The sequence below is a fragment of the Pseudoduganella sp. HUAS MS19 genome (genome assembly GCF_053615455.1).
Genome location: NZ_CM132133.1, coordinates 5018165 through 5036267, shown reverse-complemented (window position 1 = coordinate 5036267; position 18103 = coordinate 5018165). Strand labels below are relative to the sequence as shown.

Below are 18103 nucleotides of genomic sequence, written 5' to 3'. Positions count from 1 at the left end.
GATCTCGCAATGACCAAATTTGTCTTCGTCACTGGTGGCGTTGTGTCGTCCCTTGGTAAAGGGATTGCCGCCGCCTCCCTCGCCGCGATCCTCGAATCGCGTGGCCTCAAAGTCACCATGCTCAAGCTGGACCCGTACATCAACGTGGACCCAGGCACCATGAGCCCCATGCAGCACGGTGAAGTTTTCGTTACCGATGATGGTGCTGAGACTGACCTGGACCTCGGCCACTACGAGCGTTTCATCTCCACCCGCATGCGCAAGGTGAACAACTTCACCACCGGCCAGATCTACGAATCCGTGATCCGCAAGGAGCGCCGCGGCGAGTACCTGGGCAAGACCGTGCAGGTGATCCCGCACATCACCAATGAAATCCAGGATTACATCCGCCGTGGCGCGGAAGGCTACGATGTCGCCCTGTGCGAAATCGGCGGCACCGTCGGCGACATCGAATCGCTGCCGTTCCTGGAAGCCGCGCGCCAGCTGTCGCTGCGCGCCGGCCGCAAGAATTCCGCCTTCGTTCATCTGACCCTGGTGCCGTACATCGCATCGGCCGGCGAACTGAAAACCAAGCCTACCCAGCACTCGGTACAGAAGCTGCGCGAAATCGGCATTTCCCCGAATGCGCTGCTGTGCCGCGCCGACCGCAAGATCCCGGAAGACGAAGTGGCGAAGATCTCGCTGTTCTCGAACATCGAAGAACGCGCCGTGATCTCGGTATGGGACGTGGACACCATCTACAAAGTGCCGCAGATGCTGCACGACCAGGGCCTGGACGCGATCATCTGCGAAGCACTGGACCTGAACCCGGCGCCGGCCGACCTGTCGATGTGGGCAAAGCTGATCCACAACCTGGAAAACCCGAAGGCCGAAGTGTCGATCGGCATGGTGGGCAAGTACGTCGAACTGACCGAATCGTACAAGTCGCTGACCGAGGCGCTGCGCCACGCCGGCCTGCACACCGAGTCGCGCGTCAACATCGAGTACATCGACTCCGAAGAGATCGAGAGCAAGGGCACTGCCGAACTGGCCAAGTTCGACGCCATCCTGGTGCCGGGCGGCTTCGGCAAGCGCGGCGTGGAAGGCAAGATCAAGGCGGCGCAGTTCGCCCGTGAATCGAAGGTGCCTTACCTGGGCATCTGCCTGGGCATGCAGGTTGCGCTGATCGAATACGCGCGCCACATGGCCGGCTTCACCAAGGCCAACTCCACCGAGTTCGAGCCGGACACCGAGCAGCCGCTGGTGGCCCTGATCGACGAATGGCAGAACGAAGACGGCAAGATCGAGAAACGCGACGCCAACTCCGACCTGGGCGGCACCATGCGCCTGGGTGCGCAGACCTGCGAAGTGAAGCCGGGCACCCTGGCCTCCGAGATCTACGGCAGTGTGGTCACCGAGCGTCACCGCCACCGCTACGAAGCGAACAACCATTACCTGGCCCGCGTTGAAGAAGCCGGCCTGGTGGTGGCAGCGCGCACGCCGAACGAGAACCTGTGCGAGATCATGGAACTGCCGCGCACCGGCGCCAATGCGCACCCATGGTATATGGGCGTGCAGTATCACCCTGAATTCAAATCGACCCCGCGTGACGGCCACCCGCTGTTCACCTCCTTCATCAAGGCAGCCCTGGCGCATAAAGCAGCCGCCGGCAAGCCGGCCCTGAAGGCAGTCGAAACCAAGGAGAATGCAGCATGAAGCTCGCCGGTTTTGAAATTGGCCTGGATAAACCGTTCTTCCTGATCGCCGGCACCTGTGTGATCGAATCGCGCCAGATGGCGTTCGACACCGCGGGCGCGCTGAAGGAAATGACCGCTGAACTGGGCATCCCGTTCATCTACAAGTCTTCCTTCGACAAGGCCAACCGCACCTCCGGTACCTCGTACCGCGGTCCGGGCATGGAGAAGGGCCTGGAAATTCTGGGCGACGTGAAGCGCGAGCTGGAAGTGCCGGTGCTGACCGACGTGCACACCGTGGAAGAAATCGCCGCCGTGTCGTCCGTGGTCGACGTGATCCAGACCCCGGCCTTCCTGTGCCGCCAGACCGACTTCATCACCGCCTGCGCCGAATCCGGGCTGCCGGTCAATATCAAGAAGGGCCAGTTCCTGTCGCCGCACGAGATGAAGAACGTGATCGACAAGGCACGTGCCGCCGCCAAGGCCAAGGGCCTGAATGAAGACAACTTCATGGCCTGCGAGCGTGGCGCTTCCTTCGGCTACAACAACCTGGTGTCGGACATGCGTTCGCTGGCCATCATGCGCGAAACCGGCGCACCGGTGGTGTTCGACGCGACCCACTCGGTGCAGCTGCCGGGGGGGCAGGGCGGCTCGTCGGGCGGCATGCGCGACATGGTGCCTGTGCTGTCGCGCGCTGCCGTGGCGGTGGGTGTAGCCGGCCTGTTCATGGAAACCCACCCGGTTCCCGCACAAGCGCTGTCGGACGGCCCAAATGCCGTGCCGCTCGGCCGCATGAAAGAACTGCTGTCCGTTCTGATCGAACTGGACCGCGTCACGAAGAAGGCTGGCTTCCTCGAGTCCAACTTCAATTAAGTCTTATCCAAAAGGGCCGCTTGATTTGCGGCCTTTTTTTGGCCCCGTCTGTTATTCTTGCAACAATTTTGCCCCAGATATTTGCTTTAACTTTGGAGAAAACACATGAGTGCAATCGTTGACATCATCGGCCGCGAAGTAATCGATTCGCGCGGCAATCCGACCGTGGAATGCGACGTCCTGCTGGAATCCGGCGTCATGGGCCGTGCCGCAGTGCCGTCCGGCGCTTCCACCGGTTCGCGCGAAGCGATCGAACTGCGTGACGGCGATGCCAAGCGCTACTTCGGCAAGGGCGTGCTGAAAGCCTGCGAAAACATCAACACCGAAATCTCGGAAGCCATCATGGGCCTGGACGCCAATGAGCAGGCTTTCCTGGACCGTACCCTGATCGAGCTGGACGGCACCGAGAACAAGTCGCGCCTGGGCGCCAACGCCATGCTGGCAGTGTCGATGGCGGTGGCCAAGGCCGCCGCGGAAGAAGCCGGCCTGCCGCTGTACCGCTACTTCGGCGGCTCCGGCGCGATGCAGATGCCGGTGCCGATGATGAACGTGATTAACGGCGGCGCGCACGCCGACAACAACCTGGATATCCAGGAATTCATGATCATCCCGGTTGGCGCTCCATCCTTCAAGGAAGCCGTGCGTTACGGCGCAGAAGTGTTCCACACCCTGAAGAAGATCCTGCACAAGAAGGGCATGAACACCGCCGTGGGCGACGAAGGCGGCTTCGCTCCTTCGCTGGCTTCACACGAAGAAGCGATCAAGCTGATCATGCAAGCGATCGAAGAAGCCGGCTACGAGCCGGGCACCCAGATCGCCATCGGCCTCGATTGCGCCGCCTCCGAGTTCTACAAGGACGGCAAGTACCACCTGGAAGGCGAAGGCATGGTGCTGAGCGCTGAGGAATTCACCAACCTGCTGTCGACCTGGTGCGACAAGTACCCGATCATCTCGATCGAAGACGCAATGCACGAAGGCGACTGGGCCGGCTGGGCACACCTGACCCAGGCCCTGGGCAAGAAAGTGCAGCTGGTGGGCGACGACCTGTTCGTCACCAACACCAAGATCCTGAAAGAAGGCATCCAGAAGGACATCGCCAACTCGATCCTGATCAAGATCAACCAGATCGGCACCCTGACCGAAACCTTCGCCGCCATCGAAATGGCCAAGCGCGCCGGCTACACCGCCGTGATCTCGCACCGTTCCGGCGAAACCGAAGATTCGACCATTGCCGATATCGCTGTCGGCACCAACGCGCTGCAGATCAAGACTGGCTCCATGTCCCGTTCGGATCGCATGGCCAAGTACAACCAGCTGCTGCGCATTGAAGAAGACCTGGGCGATATCGCTTCCTACCCGGGCCGCGATGCGTTCTATAATCTGAAGTAATTAAGTACCCACCGGCCGGGACTTCCCGGCCGGTTCAGTTGTGACCCAATGCGCCTGATTTCCCTTGCCCTTGCTCTGTTGCTGTTGCTGATCCAATACCCGCTCTGGCTGGGGAAGGGCGGTTGGCTGCGCGTGGCGGAGCTGGAACAGGAGGTTGCGGCAGCGCAGGAAAAGAATGAAGGCCTGCGCCAGCGTAATGCCAAGCTCGCTTCTGAAGTGAATGACCTGAAAGACGGCACCGGCGCCGTCGAAGAGCGGGCGCGCTTCGAGCTGAGCATGATCAAGCAGAACGAAATCTACGTTCAAATCCTCGGCAAGGACCAGGCCAGGCCGGCCCCCGCCGAAACCAGGCCTTAATGCCGGACCGTGAACTTATAGGAAAACGGGTAGTCCATGCGGCATGGCTTGCCGCCGCAAATGGCTGGTTTGAACTTCGTCAGCCCGATTACCGAGGCGGCGAACTTGGTCATTTCCGGGCTGGGTGAGCCAACCGCTTTCACCTGGCTCACCTCTCCGTTACTGTCGACCGTCGCCACCAAATACAGCTCTCCTTCGACCATAAGCATCGACTGGGCTTCCAGCATGGCCGAATGAATCGGCTTCAGCCCGTTGGCTGGAAAGGGCGGTTCATCCCCCTCGGGCACCGACTCCCACCAGGAATGCAGCTTGGCCCGGTCTTCAGCGCTCAGTTCATGATAGCGCTTGTTGACTGCAATCGTTTTGGACTCCATGAGTGTGCGCCGGATATGCGAGCCAAGGCCCGGCTCATCCTGCCTGATGGTGTAGTCGGACGCGGTGCTTTGCGCCTTGCAGTTGGCGGCAATGCCATTGCCAAGGATAACGGCGAGAGAAAGGATTATTGTTTTCATATCGCCGAGCATAGCACTTGCCCACAGCCAAGAGATACGCGGATTCTCACGTGGCCTGGTTGCCCTTGGTGCGCGCGAACCAGCGTTGATGCGTGCCCCAGGCAGCGCTTGCCCCAGCACAGGCAGCTCTTGCGAATGAGAATTATTCGCATTAGAATACGATTCCCCGTGCCAGCCGTGAGCCAGCATTTGACTGACTCTCGACTGGACCATCATGACTGCATCCATATTGCGGCCGCGGCGCCTCGCGCTGTTGCTGGCTGCCGCCCTGGGCGCGCACGCCCACGCTCAGGAGGCGACCCGCCTCGGCGAAATCCTCGTCACCGCCAAGCCTGAAGAAACCAAGACCATCAATTCACGCGAACTCGATAAGCGGGGCGTGACGGATATGTCGCAAATCGCACGCTACGAGACGCTGGTGACCGTGCCGGCGGCCCTGAGCGGCGGCGCCAACATCTGGGACGGCGCAGGCAATACGGGGTTCAATATCCGCGGCGTGGAAGGCAACCGCATTGGCCTCGACCTTGATGGCATTGCGCTGCCGGATGCCGCGCCGCGGCCCGACAGCTCGACGCTGAACAGCTTTGGTGTGGGACGCGACTATTTCGATCCCGAGACCTTCCGCGAAGTGCGCATTGGCGCAGGCAGCACGGCGGCCGACGGCGGCAGCGCTGGCCTGGGCGGCAAGGTGTCGTTCGTGACCAAGGCGCCTTCCGATTACGTCAGCGCCGAGCGGCCTGTGTACGGCGAGTACAAAGCGGGCTATCACGGCGCCAATCGTGCGCGCCTGCACGCACTGACCGGAGCTGCGCAATTTGGCGTCCTGCAGGCGCTGGCCGTGGCCGTGCACCGTAGCGGCGAACAGGCCGAGAGCGAAGGCAGCGTGCCGCCCAATCCGGACGACTGGAGTTCCGATGCGCTGCTGGCCAAGCTGGCGTGGCGCCTGGCGCCTGGGCAGAAGCTCGGTTTCACCTTCGACGGCTTCCGCTCCGAACACGGACGCGAGTTCGACAACAAGCTGGGCACCTCCTACCCGCAAGGCGCCATGCAGTCATCGCGCACGCGCCGCAACCGCATCAGCGTGGAACATGAACTGGCAGCCGGCCCATGGATGGTGGAAAGCCGCGCCTACGTGCAGGATGCCCGCGTGGAAGATCACACCAATGCGGCATACGTGGTGGGGCCCCAGCGTTACGCGCGCAGCATCGACACCGCCTTCCTCAACAAGAGTAAGGGCCTGGCGGCCAGCGCCACCCGCCAGTTCGGCACCGACAGCATGGCGTTTGGCGTGACAGTGGAAGACCAGAAATCGCGCCGCCCATGGCGTGAAGACCGCACGGTGCTGGCAACCGGTGCACACCAGGTCACCAACAAAAACCGCATGGCGGACATGGACACGCTCAAGCTGTCAGCCTTCGTACGCGGCGAATACGTGTTCCCGCTGGCAGGCCTGCGCGCCACGCTGGCGCCAGGCCTGCGTGCAGAATACCGCAAGCTGGAGCCGAAGAACCTGCAGAACTATGTGATCGCCGTGCCGGGCGCCGCCAGGGAGATCAGGGAAGACAGCGACAGCTACCTGTCGCCAAGCCTCGGCCTGACGGTGGCACTGGCGCCGGAGCTCGACCTGTACGGCAAATTCACGCGCGGCTACCGCATGCCGACCGCGGCCGAACGCACCGGCACCTACGACTCGTTCAGCTACACCGGCGCCGGCAACGGCTACGCCACGCTCGGCAATCCGAACCTGGGCAAGGAAAGCAGCAATGCCTTCGAACTGGGCCTGCGCGGCCATGCATCGCGCTGGCTGGTCGTGAGCGCGTCCACCTTCTACAACCGCTACAAGGACTTCATCGAGTACGTGGCGCAGCCGGCCGACCCGGTCAACTTCCCGACCATCACCTTTGGCCTGTTCCGCCCCGAGAATATCGGCAAGGCCCGCAGCTGGGGCGGCGAATTTTCGGCATTGGCCGACCTGGGCAAGCTCACCCCTGCGCTGCAAGGCTTCAGCGCCTCGCTGGCAGCAGGTGCCTCGCGCGGCACGCTGGAGAACCAGCGCACCGGCAAGAGGGCAGGCATGAACTCCATCCAGCCTTACAAGACCACCGCCAGCCTGGGCTGGGATGACGCGCAGAAGCGGGCCGGCGCATCGCTGACGGCCTTCCATATGCGCGGCAAGCAGGCCGGGAGCGAAGTGGCAGCGGCGCAGTCGCAGCCGGCCGCCTACTTCGCAGTGCCATCCGCCACGGTGGTCGACCTGGCCGGCTACTGGAAGATCGGCAAACATGCGGAACTGAATGCCGGCATCTACAACCTGGGCGACAGGAAGTACTGGGATTACGCCGCCGTGCGCACCCTGGCCGCCGGTACTACGGCTGCCGCGCAGGCCGAAATCGAACGACAAGCGCGTCCCGGCCGCCACCTGGCCGTCAATTTCAAACTGATGTACTGACAAGGAGAAGAACATGAAGACGAAGCAGATTTACGCATTGCTGATGCTTACCGGCCTCATCGCAATCGCTGCCGGCACCGTCAGCGCCGCCACGCCGGCGCCTTCGCTGGCTGAGCGCTGGAACACGCTGCGCGCCGAGCAGCCCAAACTGCAGATTCGCGATGCCGCGCGCACGCTGGGCGCTTCCGAAGCGGAGCTGCTGGCAACCGGCATTGGCAAGACCGTGACGCGCCTGTCCGACGCCGACCATGCCGTGAACGACATCATGATCCGTGCCCTGGACCTCGGCACCGTGATGGCACTGACCCGCAACGAGAACGGCGTGCTGGAACGCACCGGTGTAGCCACCAAGGCCAAGCCGGAATCCTTCACCGACAAGGAACGCTTCCGCGCGGTGGGCGGCGGCTACCTGGGCGGCGAGATCGACATGCGCTTCCACTTCGCGAACTGGAAGCACGCGTTTGCGGTCGTGCAGCCGGGGCGCGATGGCACGACCAGCCGCAGCCTGCAGTTCTTTGACGCGCAGGGCAATGCGGCGCACAAGGTCTATGTGAAGAGCGAGGCCGGCGTGGCCGTATTCGACAAGATCGTGGCGGAGTTCAAGCACCCGCAGCAGGCGGGAGAACTGAAGATCGCCGCGGCCGCACCGAAAGCGGCAGAACTGGCCGACAGCGCGGTGGACGTGAAGGAATTCCAGCTTGCCTGGAAAGAGATGACCGACGTGCACCAGTTCAATCGCATCGTCAGTGAATTCAAGCTGACCCGCGAGCAGGCGATGCGCCTTGCGCCGCAAGGTGTGGTACAGCAGATCGGCCCGCAAGCGCTGCGCAAGCTGCTGGACGAATCGGCGAAGCAGCAGATGCCGATCATGGCTTTCCTGGGCAATGGCGCCGCGACGCAGATCTACAGCGGCAAGATCAACAAGACTGCAGCCAGCGGGGACTGGTACAACGTGCTCGATCCCGAGTTCAACCTGCACATTCGCGAAACTGCGCTGAAGAGTGGGTACGTGGTGCAGCGCGCCGGCGTCACATCGGTGGAATTCTTCGACAAGGAGGGCGAGCTGGTGGTCACATTCTTCGGCGTTCGCGAGCGCGCCAAGCCGCAACCGCAAGCCTGGCTGGACCTGACACGCAGCCTCTCACTATAGTTGAGCCCGTGTCACACCATGGGGTCACACCCTATGTGTGACACGAGCTGATCCACGGGACGCACGAGCCCGTGTCACCTTTGGGGTGTGACCCCATGGTGTGACACGGGCTCGGCTGTCGTTAGTGCTTGGCTTCGGAGCCGTGGATCAGGGCTTCGGCGGGGGCGTCGCTGACGAAGAGCTGGGCGCAATCGACGGCGTCGTATTCGTAGTGCTTGCCGCAGAAGTCGCAGTTGATGCCCAGCTTGCCTTGCTCGGATAAGGCCTCTTCCACTTCCTGCTGGCCCAGCATCTTCAGCATATTGCCTACCTTCTCGCGGGTGCAGGAGCAGTGGAACGCCGGCTGCAGCGGTTCGAAGATGCGCAGGGTCTCTTCCCAGAACAGGCGTTTCTGCAATTCGTCGATGCCGTGCTCCAGCATCTCCGCTTCCTTCAGCGTATCGCCCAGCATGACCACGCGGTTCCAGGTTTCCTGCGAATTCTCGACAGCCTGCGCCGTCGTTTCGGCTTTGCCGCCATGCAGCGGCAGCTTTTGCAGCAGCAGGCCGCGCGAGACCTGGTCGTCGGCCGCCAGCCACAGCTTGGTGTCGAGCTGCTCGGAACGCAGCATATAGTGTTCGATGACGGTGGCCACATCTTCGCCGTCCAGCGGCACGATGCCCTGGTAGGGCTGCTGGCCCGGCACCTTCTCGGCCGGATCGAGCGTGATCACGAACCGTCCGTGGCCGTGTGCGTTGACCAGGGCTTGCAGGCCTGCGTCTTGCGCAATGGCGAACTCGGAATTCATCTTGGCCGTGGCGCGCATGCGCAGCGCGGAATCGCATTCCACCACCAGCAGGCGCACCGGCCCATCGCCGTGCAGCTGCATGATCAGCGAGCCGTTGAACTTGAGGTTGGCCGACAGCAGGGCGGCCGCCGACACCATTTGCCCGAGCAGGCGTTTCACGGCTGCCGGATAGTGGTGGCGGGCGACGATTTCGCGCCAGGTGGCGGAGATGTCGACCAGCTCACCGCGCACGGCGGCGTCTTCGAAAACAAACTTCTGCAGGGTATCCGGGGTGTTCGTCATTATTGTTATCCAATCTTTTTCAGTTGCGACTTGAACAGCTGGCCACGTTTGACATAGCTGTCGGCGCTGCCGGCCAGGCGCGCCACGTCTTGCGCCGTCAGCTGGCGCACGACCTTGGCGGGGGCGCCGACGATCAGCGAGTTGTCGGGAAATTCCTTGCCCTCGGTGACCAGGGCACCGGCGCCGACCAGGCAGCCTTTGCCGATCTTCGCGCCATTCAGCACCACGGCCTGGATGCCGATCAGCGAGCCGTCGCCGATGGTGCAGCCATGCAGCATGGCCTGGTGGCCGATGGTCACGTCCTTGCCTACTGTGAGCGGGTAGCCCATGTCGGTGTGCATCACCGTACCTTCCTGCACATTACTGTTTTCACCGATTGTGATGCGCTCGTTATCGCCGCGGATGGTTGCGCCAAACCAGACGGAGCTGTTCGCGTGCAAGCTCACCTTGCCGATCAAGGTCGCATTCTCCGCCACGAAAGCGGAGGCATCAATCTCTGGCGCGTGTTCGCCAAGCTGGTAAATTGTCATGGATGGTCCGGTAGGAGGGAAGTGGCGCTATTGTACGCCAAGCAGATTTTAGAACGGTCGTGCTATTATTCTGGTTCACCCATTTCAAGGCAGGCACCATGATTCCATCCCGTTCCGATTTTATCGAAGTGCGCGGCAAGCGCACCCACGTGCTGCATTGGGGCCGTGATGGCGCGCCCAAGATTTTCATGGTGCACGGCTGGATGGACGTGGGCGCCAGCTTCCAGTTCGTAGTCGATTGCCTGAAGGGCGACTGGCATGTCATCGCGCCGGACTGGCGCGGCTTTGGCCTGAGCGAGCGCAATGGCACGGATACTTACTGGTTCCCCGACTATGTGGCCGACCTGGACGCCATCTTGCGCCATTACCAGCCGGAAGGGGAGGTCAATTTGCTGGGCCATAGCATGGGTGGCAACGTTGTCAGTTTGTATGCGGGCGTGCGGCCGGAGCGCATCCGCCGCCTGGTCAACCTGGAAGGGTTCGGCCTGAAGGCGACCGTGCCGCAGCAGGCGCCGTCGCGCCTGCGCAAGTGGCTCGATGAATTGCTGGTGGAGCCGGAAATGCGCAGCTACGATTCACAGGCCGCCGTGGCGGCCCGCCTGCAAAAGACCAACCCCCGCCTGTCGGACGAACGGGCCACCTTCCTGGCCAGCCACTGGTCGGCGCAGAATGCCGCGGGCCGCTGGGAGATCCTGGGCGACCCGGTGCACAAGCGTCCCGGCCCTTCGCTTTACCGGGTGGAGGAAGTGCTGGCCTGCTGGAAGAAAATCACGGCGCCGGTGCTGTGGGTGGAGGCGGAAGACACCAATATGTGGCTGTGGATGGGCCCAAAAGATGAGGCGCGCGCCGAGATCGACCGCCGCCTGGCCCACCTGGCTAAGGTGACGCCGAAAATGATGCCCGATGCCGGCCATATGCTGCACCACGACCAGCCGGAACTGCTGGCGCAAATGCTGGAGGAATTCCTGGCCTGAGCTTTCAGCGTACAATGAAAGCTTCGCAATATTGCAATTCGTATGCTGAACGTAGACCTCCATTGCCATTCGAACGTGTCCGACGGCGTGCTGCCCCCCGCGGCAGTGGCCGAGCATGCCCATAAGGCGGGTGTGAATGTCTGGGCCCTGACTGACCACGATGAAGTAGGCGGCGTCGCGACTGCCCGTGCGGCCGCGCAGCTCTACGGCATGCGCTTTGTCACCGGTGTCGAGATTTCCATCACCTGGGCCAACGAGACGGTGCACATCGTCGGCTTGCAGATCGATGAAAACAATCCGGCCCTGGTGCAGGGGCTGGAAGCTACCCGTTCCGGGCGCGATAACCGTGGCCGCGAGATCGGGCGCCAGCTCGACATGGCGGGCATCCCGGGCGCTTACGAAGGCGCGCTGAATTACGTCGATAACCCGGCGCTGATGTCGCGTACGCACTTTGCCCGCTTCCTGGTGGAGCAGGGCGTCTGTTCCTCGGTGTCGGAAGTGTTCCGCAAGTACTTGTCGCCGGGCAAGCCGGGGTTTGTCGCGCATCGCTGGGCTTCGCTGCAGGATGCGGTGGGCTGGATCCTGGGCGCGGGCGGGATCGCGGTGATTGCCCATCCGGGGCGCTACAAGTTCACGCCGATGCAGGAAGGTATCCTGTTTGATGAATTCAAGCAGCTGGGCGGAACGGCGATCGAGGTGGTGACCGGCTCGCATACGCCGGACCAGTATCCGAAATACGCGAATCTGGCCAACAGCTACGGCTTTCTGGCGTCGCGCGGGACCGATTTCCATGCGCCGGGCGAGGCGCGGGTCGATTTCCGCCTGCTGCCGCCACTGCCGGGCAATGTAACGCCGGTCTGGCATGACTGGTTCTGACGGGAGGCTTGCAAAACCCTGCTGCCGACCATAGATTATTGCTCGGTAGACCTGACCGGAGGCCGCTCTATGAAACGCATCATCCTCTTCATTGCCACCAACCTCGCCGTGATGTTGGTGCTTTCCATCGTTCTGTCCCTGCTGGGTATCGGACGTCCAGGTTCCGGCACCAGCATGGGTGGCCTGCTGGCGTTTTCCGCCGTGGTGGGCTTCACCGGCGCGATCATCTCGCTGCTGATGTCCAAGCCGATGGCCAAATGGTCGACCGGCGCGCGGGTCATCGAGCAGCCGCAGAACTCCACCGAGCAGTGGCTGGTCGGCACCGTGCACGCGCTGGCCGACAGGGCAGGCATCGGCCGTCCGGAGGTGGCCGTGTACGAAGGCGACGCCAATGCCTTCGCCACCGGCGCTTTCAAGAATGACGCCCTGGTGGCGGTTTCGACCGGCTTGCTGCAGTCGATGAACAAGGAAGAAGTCGAGGCCGTGCTGGGCCATGAGGTGGCGCACATCGCCAACGGCGATATGGTGACCCTGACCCTGATCCAGGGCGTGGTCAATACCTTTGTGGTGTTCCTGGCGCGCATCGTCGGTTCGGTGGTGGACGGCATGCTGAGCAGGGGCGAAGAGCGCCGCGGCACGGGCATTGGCTATATGGTCACCGTCTTCGTGTGCGAGCTGCTGTTTGGCCTGGTCGCTTCGATGATTGTTGCCTGGTTCTCGCGCCAGCGCGAGTTCCGCGCCGATGCCGGCTCGGCGCGCCTGCTCGGTTCTGCCGTGCCGATGCAGCACGCGCTGGCGCGCCTGGGCGGCGTGCACCCGGGCGAACTGCCGCAAGGCTTGGCGGCATCCGGCATCACTTCGCCAAGCGGCTGGGCGGCGCTGTTCTCCAGCCATCCCCCGATCGAAGAACGCATCGCGGCTCTGCAACAGCTGCGCTAAAACATGACCCAATTTTTCCAGGTACACCCTGACAATCCGCAGCTTCGGCTGATCAAGCAGGCGGCGCAGATCATTCACGGCGGCGGCATTGTCGCGCTGCCGACCGATTCCTGCTATGCACTGGTGTGCCACCTGGACGACAAGGCTGCGGTGGAGAAGCTGCGCCGCATCCGCGGCATCGACGAGAAGCATCACCTGACTTTGCTGTGCCGCGACCTGAGCGAAATCGGCGTCTACGCCCGCGTCGACAACAAGCAATTCCGCTTGCTGAAGGCGGCTACGCCAGGACCGTACACCTTCATCCTGGAGGCGACGCGTTGCGTGCCGCGCCGCCTGTCCCACCCTTCGCGCAAGACGATCGGCTTGCGCGTGCCGCAGAACCCGATTACTGAGATGCTGATGGCCGAACTGGGCCAGCCGCTGCTCGGCACCACCCTGATCCTGCCCGGTGACGACGAGCCACTGACCGACCCGGATATGGTGCTGGAACGCTTGTGCAAGCAGGTCGACCTGGTGATCGACGGTGGCGCCTGCAGCCTGGAACCCACCACCGTGGTGGACCTGACCGGCGATGAGCCGGAACTGGTCCGAACCGGCCGCGGCGACCCCGCCGCCCTTGGCCTCTGAACCCTTGATCGATGGCCTCGCCCACGCCGCAGGCAGCTGGCGGGACGGTAGAAGCCCTCTGATAGAATCCCAGTCATGAACGATTTTGACCAGATCATCCGCAACATCGCGGTGTACGCGATTCCCGTCCTGTTTGCGATCTCTCTGCACGAAGCTGCCCACGGTTATGTGGCCCGCTATTTCGGCGATAACACCGCCGAGAAGCTGGGCCGTTTGACCCCCAACCCGATGCGCCACATAGACTTGTTCGGCACGATCATTTTGCCGATTCTGCTGCTGCTGTCGCCACTGAATATGGCATTCGGTTATGCAAAGCCAGTACCGGTCGATTTCAACCGCCTGCGCAATCCGAAAAAACAGATGGGCTTCGTGGCCGCCGCCGGTCCGGCCGCCAATTTTGCAATGGGGCTGGGATGGATGCTGATGTTGGTGCTGATGCTCAAACTGGGCGTGACGGAGCGTTTTCCGATTGAGGTGTGCAAGGCCGGTGTCATCGCCAATGCCGTCATGTGCGCCTTTAACCTGCTTCCGATCCCGCCCCTTGATGGCGGTCGTATCGTGACGTCGCTGCTTCCGCGCGACCTGGCCGATAAATTCGCCAGCATCGAGCGCCTGGGACCGATCATCTTCATCGGCATTATCCTGCTGCTGAACACTGGCCCATTCCGAGCCATGGTGGGTGCCCTGGTGGGCATGGTGATGACCTTGATCGAGCTGCCATTCCTACCATTTCTGAGCTGACACCATGTACCCTGACCGCGTAGTCTCCGGCATGCGCCCGACAGGCAGCATGCATCTTGGCCACTACCACGGTGCGCTGAAGAACTGGATCAGGATGCAGTCCGAGCAGCCTTGCCTGTTTTTCGTGGCCGACTGGCACGCGCTGACCACGCATTACGACGATCCGTCCATCATCGAGCAGTCCACCTGGGACATGCTGGTGGACTGGCTGGCTGCCGGCATCGACCCGACCCAGGCCACGCTGTTCATCCAGTCGAAAGTCCCGGAGCACGCCGAACTGCACCTGTTGCTGTCGATGGCCACCCCGCTGGGCTGGCTGGAGCGCGTTCCCACCTACAAGGACCAGATCGACAACCTGGCCAACAAGGACCTGCAAACCTACGGCTTCCTCGGCTACCCGCTGCTGCAGGCGGCCGACGTATTGATCTACCGCGCCAGCGAAGTGCCGGTCGGCGACGACCAGGTGCCGCACGTGGAAATGATGCGCGAGATCGCGCGCCGCTTCAACCACTTGTACGGCAAGGAGAAGGGCTTCGAGGAAAAGGCGCAGGACGCGGTCAAGAAGCTGGGCAGCAAGCGCGCCAGGCTGTACAACGAGCTGCGCACCGCTTACCAGCAGGAAGGCGACGACGCCGCGCTGGAGCAGGCCAAGGCCATGCTAGACGATGCGCAGAACCTGTCGATGATCGACCGCGAGCGCCTGTTCGGCTACCTGGAAGGCGCGCGCAAACTGATCCTGGTCGAACCGCAGGCAAAGCTGACCGAAGCCGCGCGCCTGCCGGGGCTGGACGGCCGCAAGATGTCCAAGAGTTACGGCAATGCGATTGCTCTGCGCGAGGACAAGGAATCGGTCACCAGGAAGATCCGCACCATGCCGACCGACCCGGCGCGCGTGCGCCGCACCGATGCCGGGGAGCCGGAACGTTGTCCGGTCTGGCAATTCCACGTGGTGTATTCGGACGGCCCGACCCAGGAATGGGTGCAGCAGGGCTGCAAGTCGGCCGGCATCGGCTGCATCGAATGCAAGCAGCCGGTGATCGACGCCATCGTCAAGGAGCAGGAGCCGATGCATGAGCGCGCGCAGCCTTACCTGGACGACCCGTCCCTGGTGCGCGCCATCGTGGCGGATGGCAATGAAGCAGCGCGCAGGCTGGCGCAGGAAACCATGCGCGATGTGCGCGAAGCAATGGGATTGAATTATGGCTGACGTATTTACGCCGCCATCGGCCTGGGTCGAGCGATTCGCGCCCCTGGTGCCAAATGGCGAGGTGCTGGACCTCGCTTGCGGCAGCGGCCGTCACTCGCGCCACCTGGCAGCGCTGGGCCACGCCGTGATTGCGGTGGACCGCGACGCCGAAGCGCTGGCCGCGACCGCCGGCGCCGGCATCGTCACCAGCCAGATCGACCTGGAAGAAGAGGGGGGCTGCTGGCCATTTGGCCCGCTGCGCTTTGCCGGCATCGTCGTCACCAATTACCTGCATCGCCCGTTGCTGGCGGACATGCTGGGCAGCCTGGCGCCGAACGGCATATTGATTTATGAGACCTTTGCCGACGGCAATGCTGCCTTCGGCAAACCATCAAATCCAGCCTTTTTGTTACAGCCGGGCGAATTATTGGAATTGGCTAGAATGCATGCTTTGCGTGTCATCGCATTCGAGGATGGGGTCGTTAATACACCGAAGCCGGCCATGGTGCAGAGGATTTGCGCCGTGAAAGAGGAGTTTCCAAGGGAGGCGGCGCTGTTGCCGTCATTTTGAGCGACCAAAATGCACCACGGGTGCAGGGTATGCTCTACAATCGTCGTTTTAATTCTTATTGCAATTGGTTTCCTATGATTAAGGGTAGCATTGTAGCAATCGTAACCCCGATGCACGCCGACGGCTCGCTGGACTATCCAGGCCTGAACGCGCTGATCGACTGGCATATTGCCGAAGGCACGGACGCCATCGTCATCGTCGGCACCACCGGCGAATCCGCCACCGTCAGCGTGGCCGAGCATTGCGAGCTGATCAAGGCAGCCGTGGAGCGCGTTGCCGGCCGCATCCCGGTGATTGCCGGCTCCGGCGGCAATTCCACTGCCGAAGCCATCGAGCTGACCCGTTTTGCCAAGAACGCCGGCGCCGACGCTTCGCTGCAAGTGGTTCCTTACTACAACCGCCCAACCCAGGAAGGCATGTACCAGCACTTCAAGGCCATCGCCGAAGCGGTGGACCTGCCGCTGATCCTGTACAACGTGCCGGGCCGCACCGTTGCCGATATGAGCAACGACACCATCCTGCGCCTGGCCCAGATCAAGAACATCATCGGTGTCAAGGACGCGACCGGCAATATCGCCCGCGGCTACGACCTGCTGCGCCGCGCGCCTGCCGATTTCGCCGTATACTCCGGCGACGATCCGACTGCCATCGCCCTGATGATGGCCGGCGGCAAGGGCAATATCTCGGTGACGGCCAATGTGGCGCCGCGCCAGATGCACGAGCTGTGCGAAGCCGCGATGGCGGGCGATGCCGCCAAGGCAACTGCCATCAACAACCAGCTGCTGCCGCTGCACCAGCACCTGTTCATTGAACCGAACCCGGTGCCGGTCAAGTGGGCGCTGGCGGAAATGGGCAAGATGCCGAAAGGTATCCGCCTGCCGCTGGTGTCGCTGGCAGCGCAGTATCACGAGACCGTCCGCGCTGCCCTGCGTGAATCCGGTGTGCTGAACTAATCTTCTTTTTCACATGACTATTCGCAAGATCGTTTCCCAGACCCCGCAGCGCGGGCTCGTCGTTGGCGCCCTGATGCTGAGCCTGACCGGTTGCGGCATGGTGCAGTCCGTTGTAGGCGAAACCAAGGTCGATTACAAATCGGCCAAGAAGGCCAGCACGCTGGACGTGCCGCCGGACCTGACCCAGCTGTCGAAGGACAACCGTTACTCGCTGCCAAGCAACGACCGCGGCGTGGCGACGGCTTCCGGCTACCAGGCTGCCCGCGGCACCGCCCCTGGCGCCCAGGTGAGCAGCAATGAAGTGGCCAGCACCGGCAACAGCGCGGTGCGCGTCGAGCGTTCCGGCAACCAGCGCTGGCTGGTGGTGCAGCAGACCCCTGAAGCGCTGTGGCCGCAACTGAAAACGTTCTGGGAAGAGTCGGGCTTTACCCTGGCGGTGGACGACGCCACTGCCGGCGTGATGGAAACCGAATGGAATGAAAACCGCGCCAAGATCCCGCAAGACTTCATCCGCAGCACGATCGGCAAGGTGTTCGACGGCCTGTACTCGAGCGGCGAGCGCGACAAGTACCGCACCCGCCTGGAGCGCAATCCGGCTGGCGGCACCGAGGTCTACATCAGCCACCGCGGCACCAAGGAAGTGGTGACCGGCGCGCAGAACGAGTCGACCATGTGGACCAACCGCAATAGCGACCCGAACCTCGAGGCAATTTTCCTGGCCAAGCTGATGACCAAGCTGGGTGGCACCGCCGACGAGGCGGCGGCACGCACCTCGGTCGACAATGCTGCGGTACAGGCGCAGCACGCCACCCTGGTGGGCGAGGGCGCCAACGCCTACATCAAGACCGACGAAGGCTTCGAGCGCACCTGGCGCCGCGTGGGCCTGGCGCTGGACCGTGCCGGCTTCACCGTGGAAGACCGCGACCGTGTGCAGGGCGTGTATTTCGTACGTTTCGTAAACGATGCCACCGATACCCGCGGCTGGTTCAGCAAGCTGTTCAGCTTCGGCGCCTCGGACAAAGAGAAGGAAGCGCAGCGCTACCGTATCTCGGTGCGTTCGGATTCGGTCAACACCACCCAGGTTTCGGTGTGGAACAACCAGAACAAGCCGGAAGACTCCCCGGTAGGCCAAAAGATCCTGACCCTGCTGCAGGAACAGTTGAAATAAGGCCCGGGCCTTTTTCAATGAGAGAAGCCGGCGCAAGCCGGCTTTTTTATTAAAAGTCGGGGTCAG

Annotated in this window: 18 protein-coding genes; 15 read left to right on the top strand and 3 right to left on the bottom strand. The window is 62.6% G+C overall.

Translation table 11 applies throughout. The features are described 5' to 3' along the window. Positions 1-9 precede the first annotated feature (9 nt). From ACWBU6_RS23060 to ftsB, 4 genes are all read left to right on the top strand, one after another. Entirely contained in the window at positions 10-1695 is a 1686-nt protein-coding gene (locus ACWBU6_RS23060; RefSeq protein ID WP_452645677.1) for a CTP synthase, read from the top strand. After that, positions 1692-2546, top strand: a complete 855-nt coding sequence (gene kdsA, locus ACWBU6_RS23055) for a 3-deoxy-8-phosphooctulonate synthase (protein ID WP_452645676.1) — start codon at positions 1692-1694, stop codon at positions 2544-2546. Before ACWBU6_RS23060 ends, kdsA begins: the two co-directional genes overlap by 4 nt. Before the next feature lie 105 nt (positions 2547-2651). After that, entirely contained in the window at positions 2652-3935 is a 1284-nt protein-coding gene (gene eno, locus ACWBU6_RS23050) for a phosphopyruvate hydratase (RefSeq protein WP_130310935.1), read from the top strand. A gap of 48 nt (positions 3936-3983) precedes the next feature. Beyond that, positions 3984-4292: a cell division protein FtsB gene (gene ftsB, locus ACWBU6_RS23045; protein ID WP_452645675.1), complete on the top strand. Its 309-nt coding sequence runs from the start codon at positions 3984-3986 to the stop codon at positions 4290-4292. Here ftsB and ACWBU6_RS23040 read toward each other — a convergent pair. Continuing rightward, positions 4289-5020: an energy transducer TonB gene (locus ACWBU6_RS23040; RefSeq protein WP_452645674.1), complete on the bottom strand. Its 732-nt coding sequence runs from the start codon at positions 5018-5020 to the stop codon at positions 4289-4291. The two genes, ftsB and ACWBU6_RS23040, sit on opposite strands and share 4 nt — an antisense overlap. Here ACWBU6_RS23040 and ACWBU6_RS23035 point away from each other — a divergent pair. Both ACWBU6_RS23035 and ACWBU6_RS23030 read left to right on the top strand, forming a co-directional pair. Then, positions 5019-7253 (top strand): TonB-dependent receptor domain-containing protein, encoded by a 2235-nt coding sequence (locus ACWBU6_RS23035; RefSeq protein WP_452645673.1) that lies wholly within the window; start codon positions 5019-5021, stop codon positions 7251-7253. The two genes, ACWBU6_RS23040 and ACWBU6_RS23035, sit on opposite strands and share 2 nt — an antisense overlap. A gap of 13 nt (positions 7254-7266) precedes the next feature. Continuing rightward, positions 7267-8403 carry a hemin-degrading factor gene (locus ACWBU6_RS23030; protein ID WP_452645672.1) on the top strand — a complete coding sequence of 379 codons (1137 nt, stop codon included), beginning with the start codon at positions 7267-7269 and terminating at the stop codon, positions 8401-8403. A gap of 121 nt (positions 8404-8524) precedes the next feature. On the opposite strand, the gene hslO is transcribed toward ACWBU6_RS23030, so the two are convergent. Continuing rightward, positions 8525-9472, bottom strand: coding sequence for an Hsp33 family molecular chaperone HslO (hslO, locus tag ACWBU6_RS23025; protein WP_452645671.1), 948 nt, complete (start codon positions 9470-9472; stop codon positions 8525-8527). 5 nt (positions 9473-9477) lie between these two features. Continuing rightward, complete coding sequence (locus ACWBU6_RS23020; RefSeq protein WP_452645670.1) at positions 9478-10002, bottom strand: gamma carbonic anhydrase family protein; 525 nt, start codon at positions 10000-10002, stop codon at positions 9478-9480. Positions 10003-10100: 98 nt separating this feature from the next. On the opposite strand from ACWBU6_RS23020, the gene ACWBU6_RS23015 reads away from it, so the two are divergent. From ACWBU6_RS23015 to bamC, 9 genes are all read left to right on the top strand, one after another. After that, positions 10101-10976, top strand: a complete 876-nt coding sequence (locus ACWBU6_RS23015; protein ID WP_452645669.1) for an alpha/beta fold hydrolase — start codon at positions 10101-10103, stop codon at positions 10974-10976. Positions 10977-11018: 42 nt separating this feature from the next. Further along, the gene (locus ACWBU6_RS23010; RefSeq protein WP_452645668.1) at positions 11019-11852 is read left to right on the top strand and encodes a 3',5'-nucleoside bisphosphate phosphatase; all 834 of its coding nucleotides are present in this window, start codon (positions 11019-11021) and stop codon (positions 11850-11852) included. 69 nt (positions 11853-11921) lie between these two features. Then, complete coding sequence (gene htpX / locus ACWBU6_RS23005) at positions 11922-12791, top strand: protease HtpX (RefSeq protein ID WP_452645667.1); 870 nt, start codon at positions 11922-11924, stop codon at positions 12789-12791. 3 nt (positions 12792-12794) lie between these two features. Beyond that, the gene (locus ACWBU6_RS23000) at positions 12795-13418 is read left to right on the top strand and encodes an L-threonylcarbamoyladenylate synthase (RefSeq protein WP_452645666.1); all 624 of its coding nucleotides are present in this window, start codon (positions 12795-12797) and stop codon (positions 13416-13418) included. 75 nt (positions 13419-13493) lie between these two features. Next, positions 13494-14159 (top strand): site-2 protease family protein, encoded by a 666-nt coding sequence (locus ACWBU6_RS22995; RefSeq protein ID WP_452645665.1) that lies wholly within the window; start codon positions 13494-13496, stop codon positions 14157-14159. Between the two features lie 4 nt (positions 14160-14163). Next, positions 14164-15366, top strand: coding sequence for a tryptophan--tRNA ligase (locus tag ACWBU6_RS22990; protein WP_452645664.1), 1203 nt, complete (start codon positions 14164-14166; stop codon positions 15364-15366). Then, positions 15359-15916 (top strand): class I SAM-dependent methyltransferase, encoded by a 558-nt coding sequence (locus tag ACWBU6_RS22985; protein WP_452645663.1) that lies wholly within the window; start codon positions 15359-15361, stop codon positions 15914-15916. The genes ACWBU6_RS22990 and ACWBU6_RS22985 overlap by 8 nt, the downstream gene beginning before the upstream one ends. Before the next feature lie 74 nt (positions 15917-15990). Further along, positions 15991-16869, top strand: a complete 879-nt coding sequence (gene dapA, locus ACWBU6_RS22980; RefSeq protein ID WP_452645662.1) for a 4-hydroxy-tetrahydrodipicolinate synthase — start codon at positions 15991-15993, stop codon at positions 16867-16869. Between the two features lie 13 nt (positions 16870-16882). Beyond that, entirely contained in the window at positions 16883-18037 is a 1155-nt protein-coding gene (gene bamC / locus ACWBU6_RS22975) for an outer membrane protein assembly factor BamC (RefSeq protein ID WP_452645661.1), read from the top strand. Positions 18038-18103 lie beyond the last annotated feature (66 nt).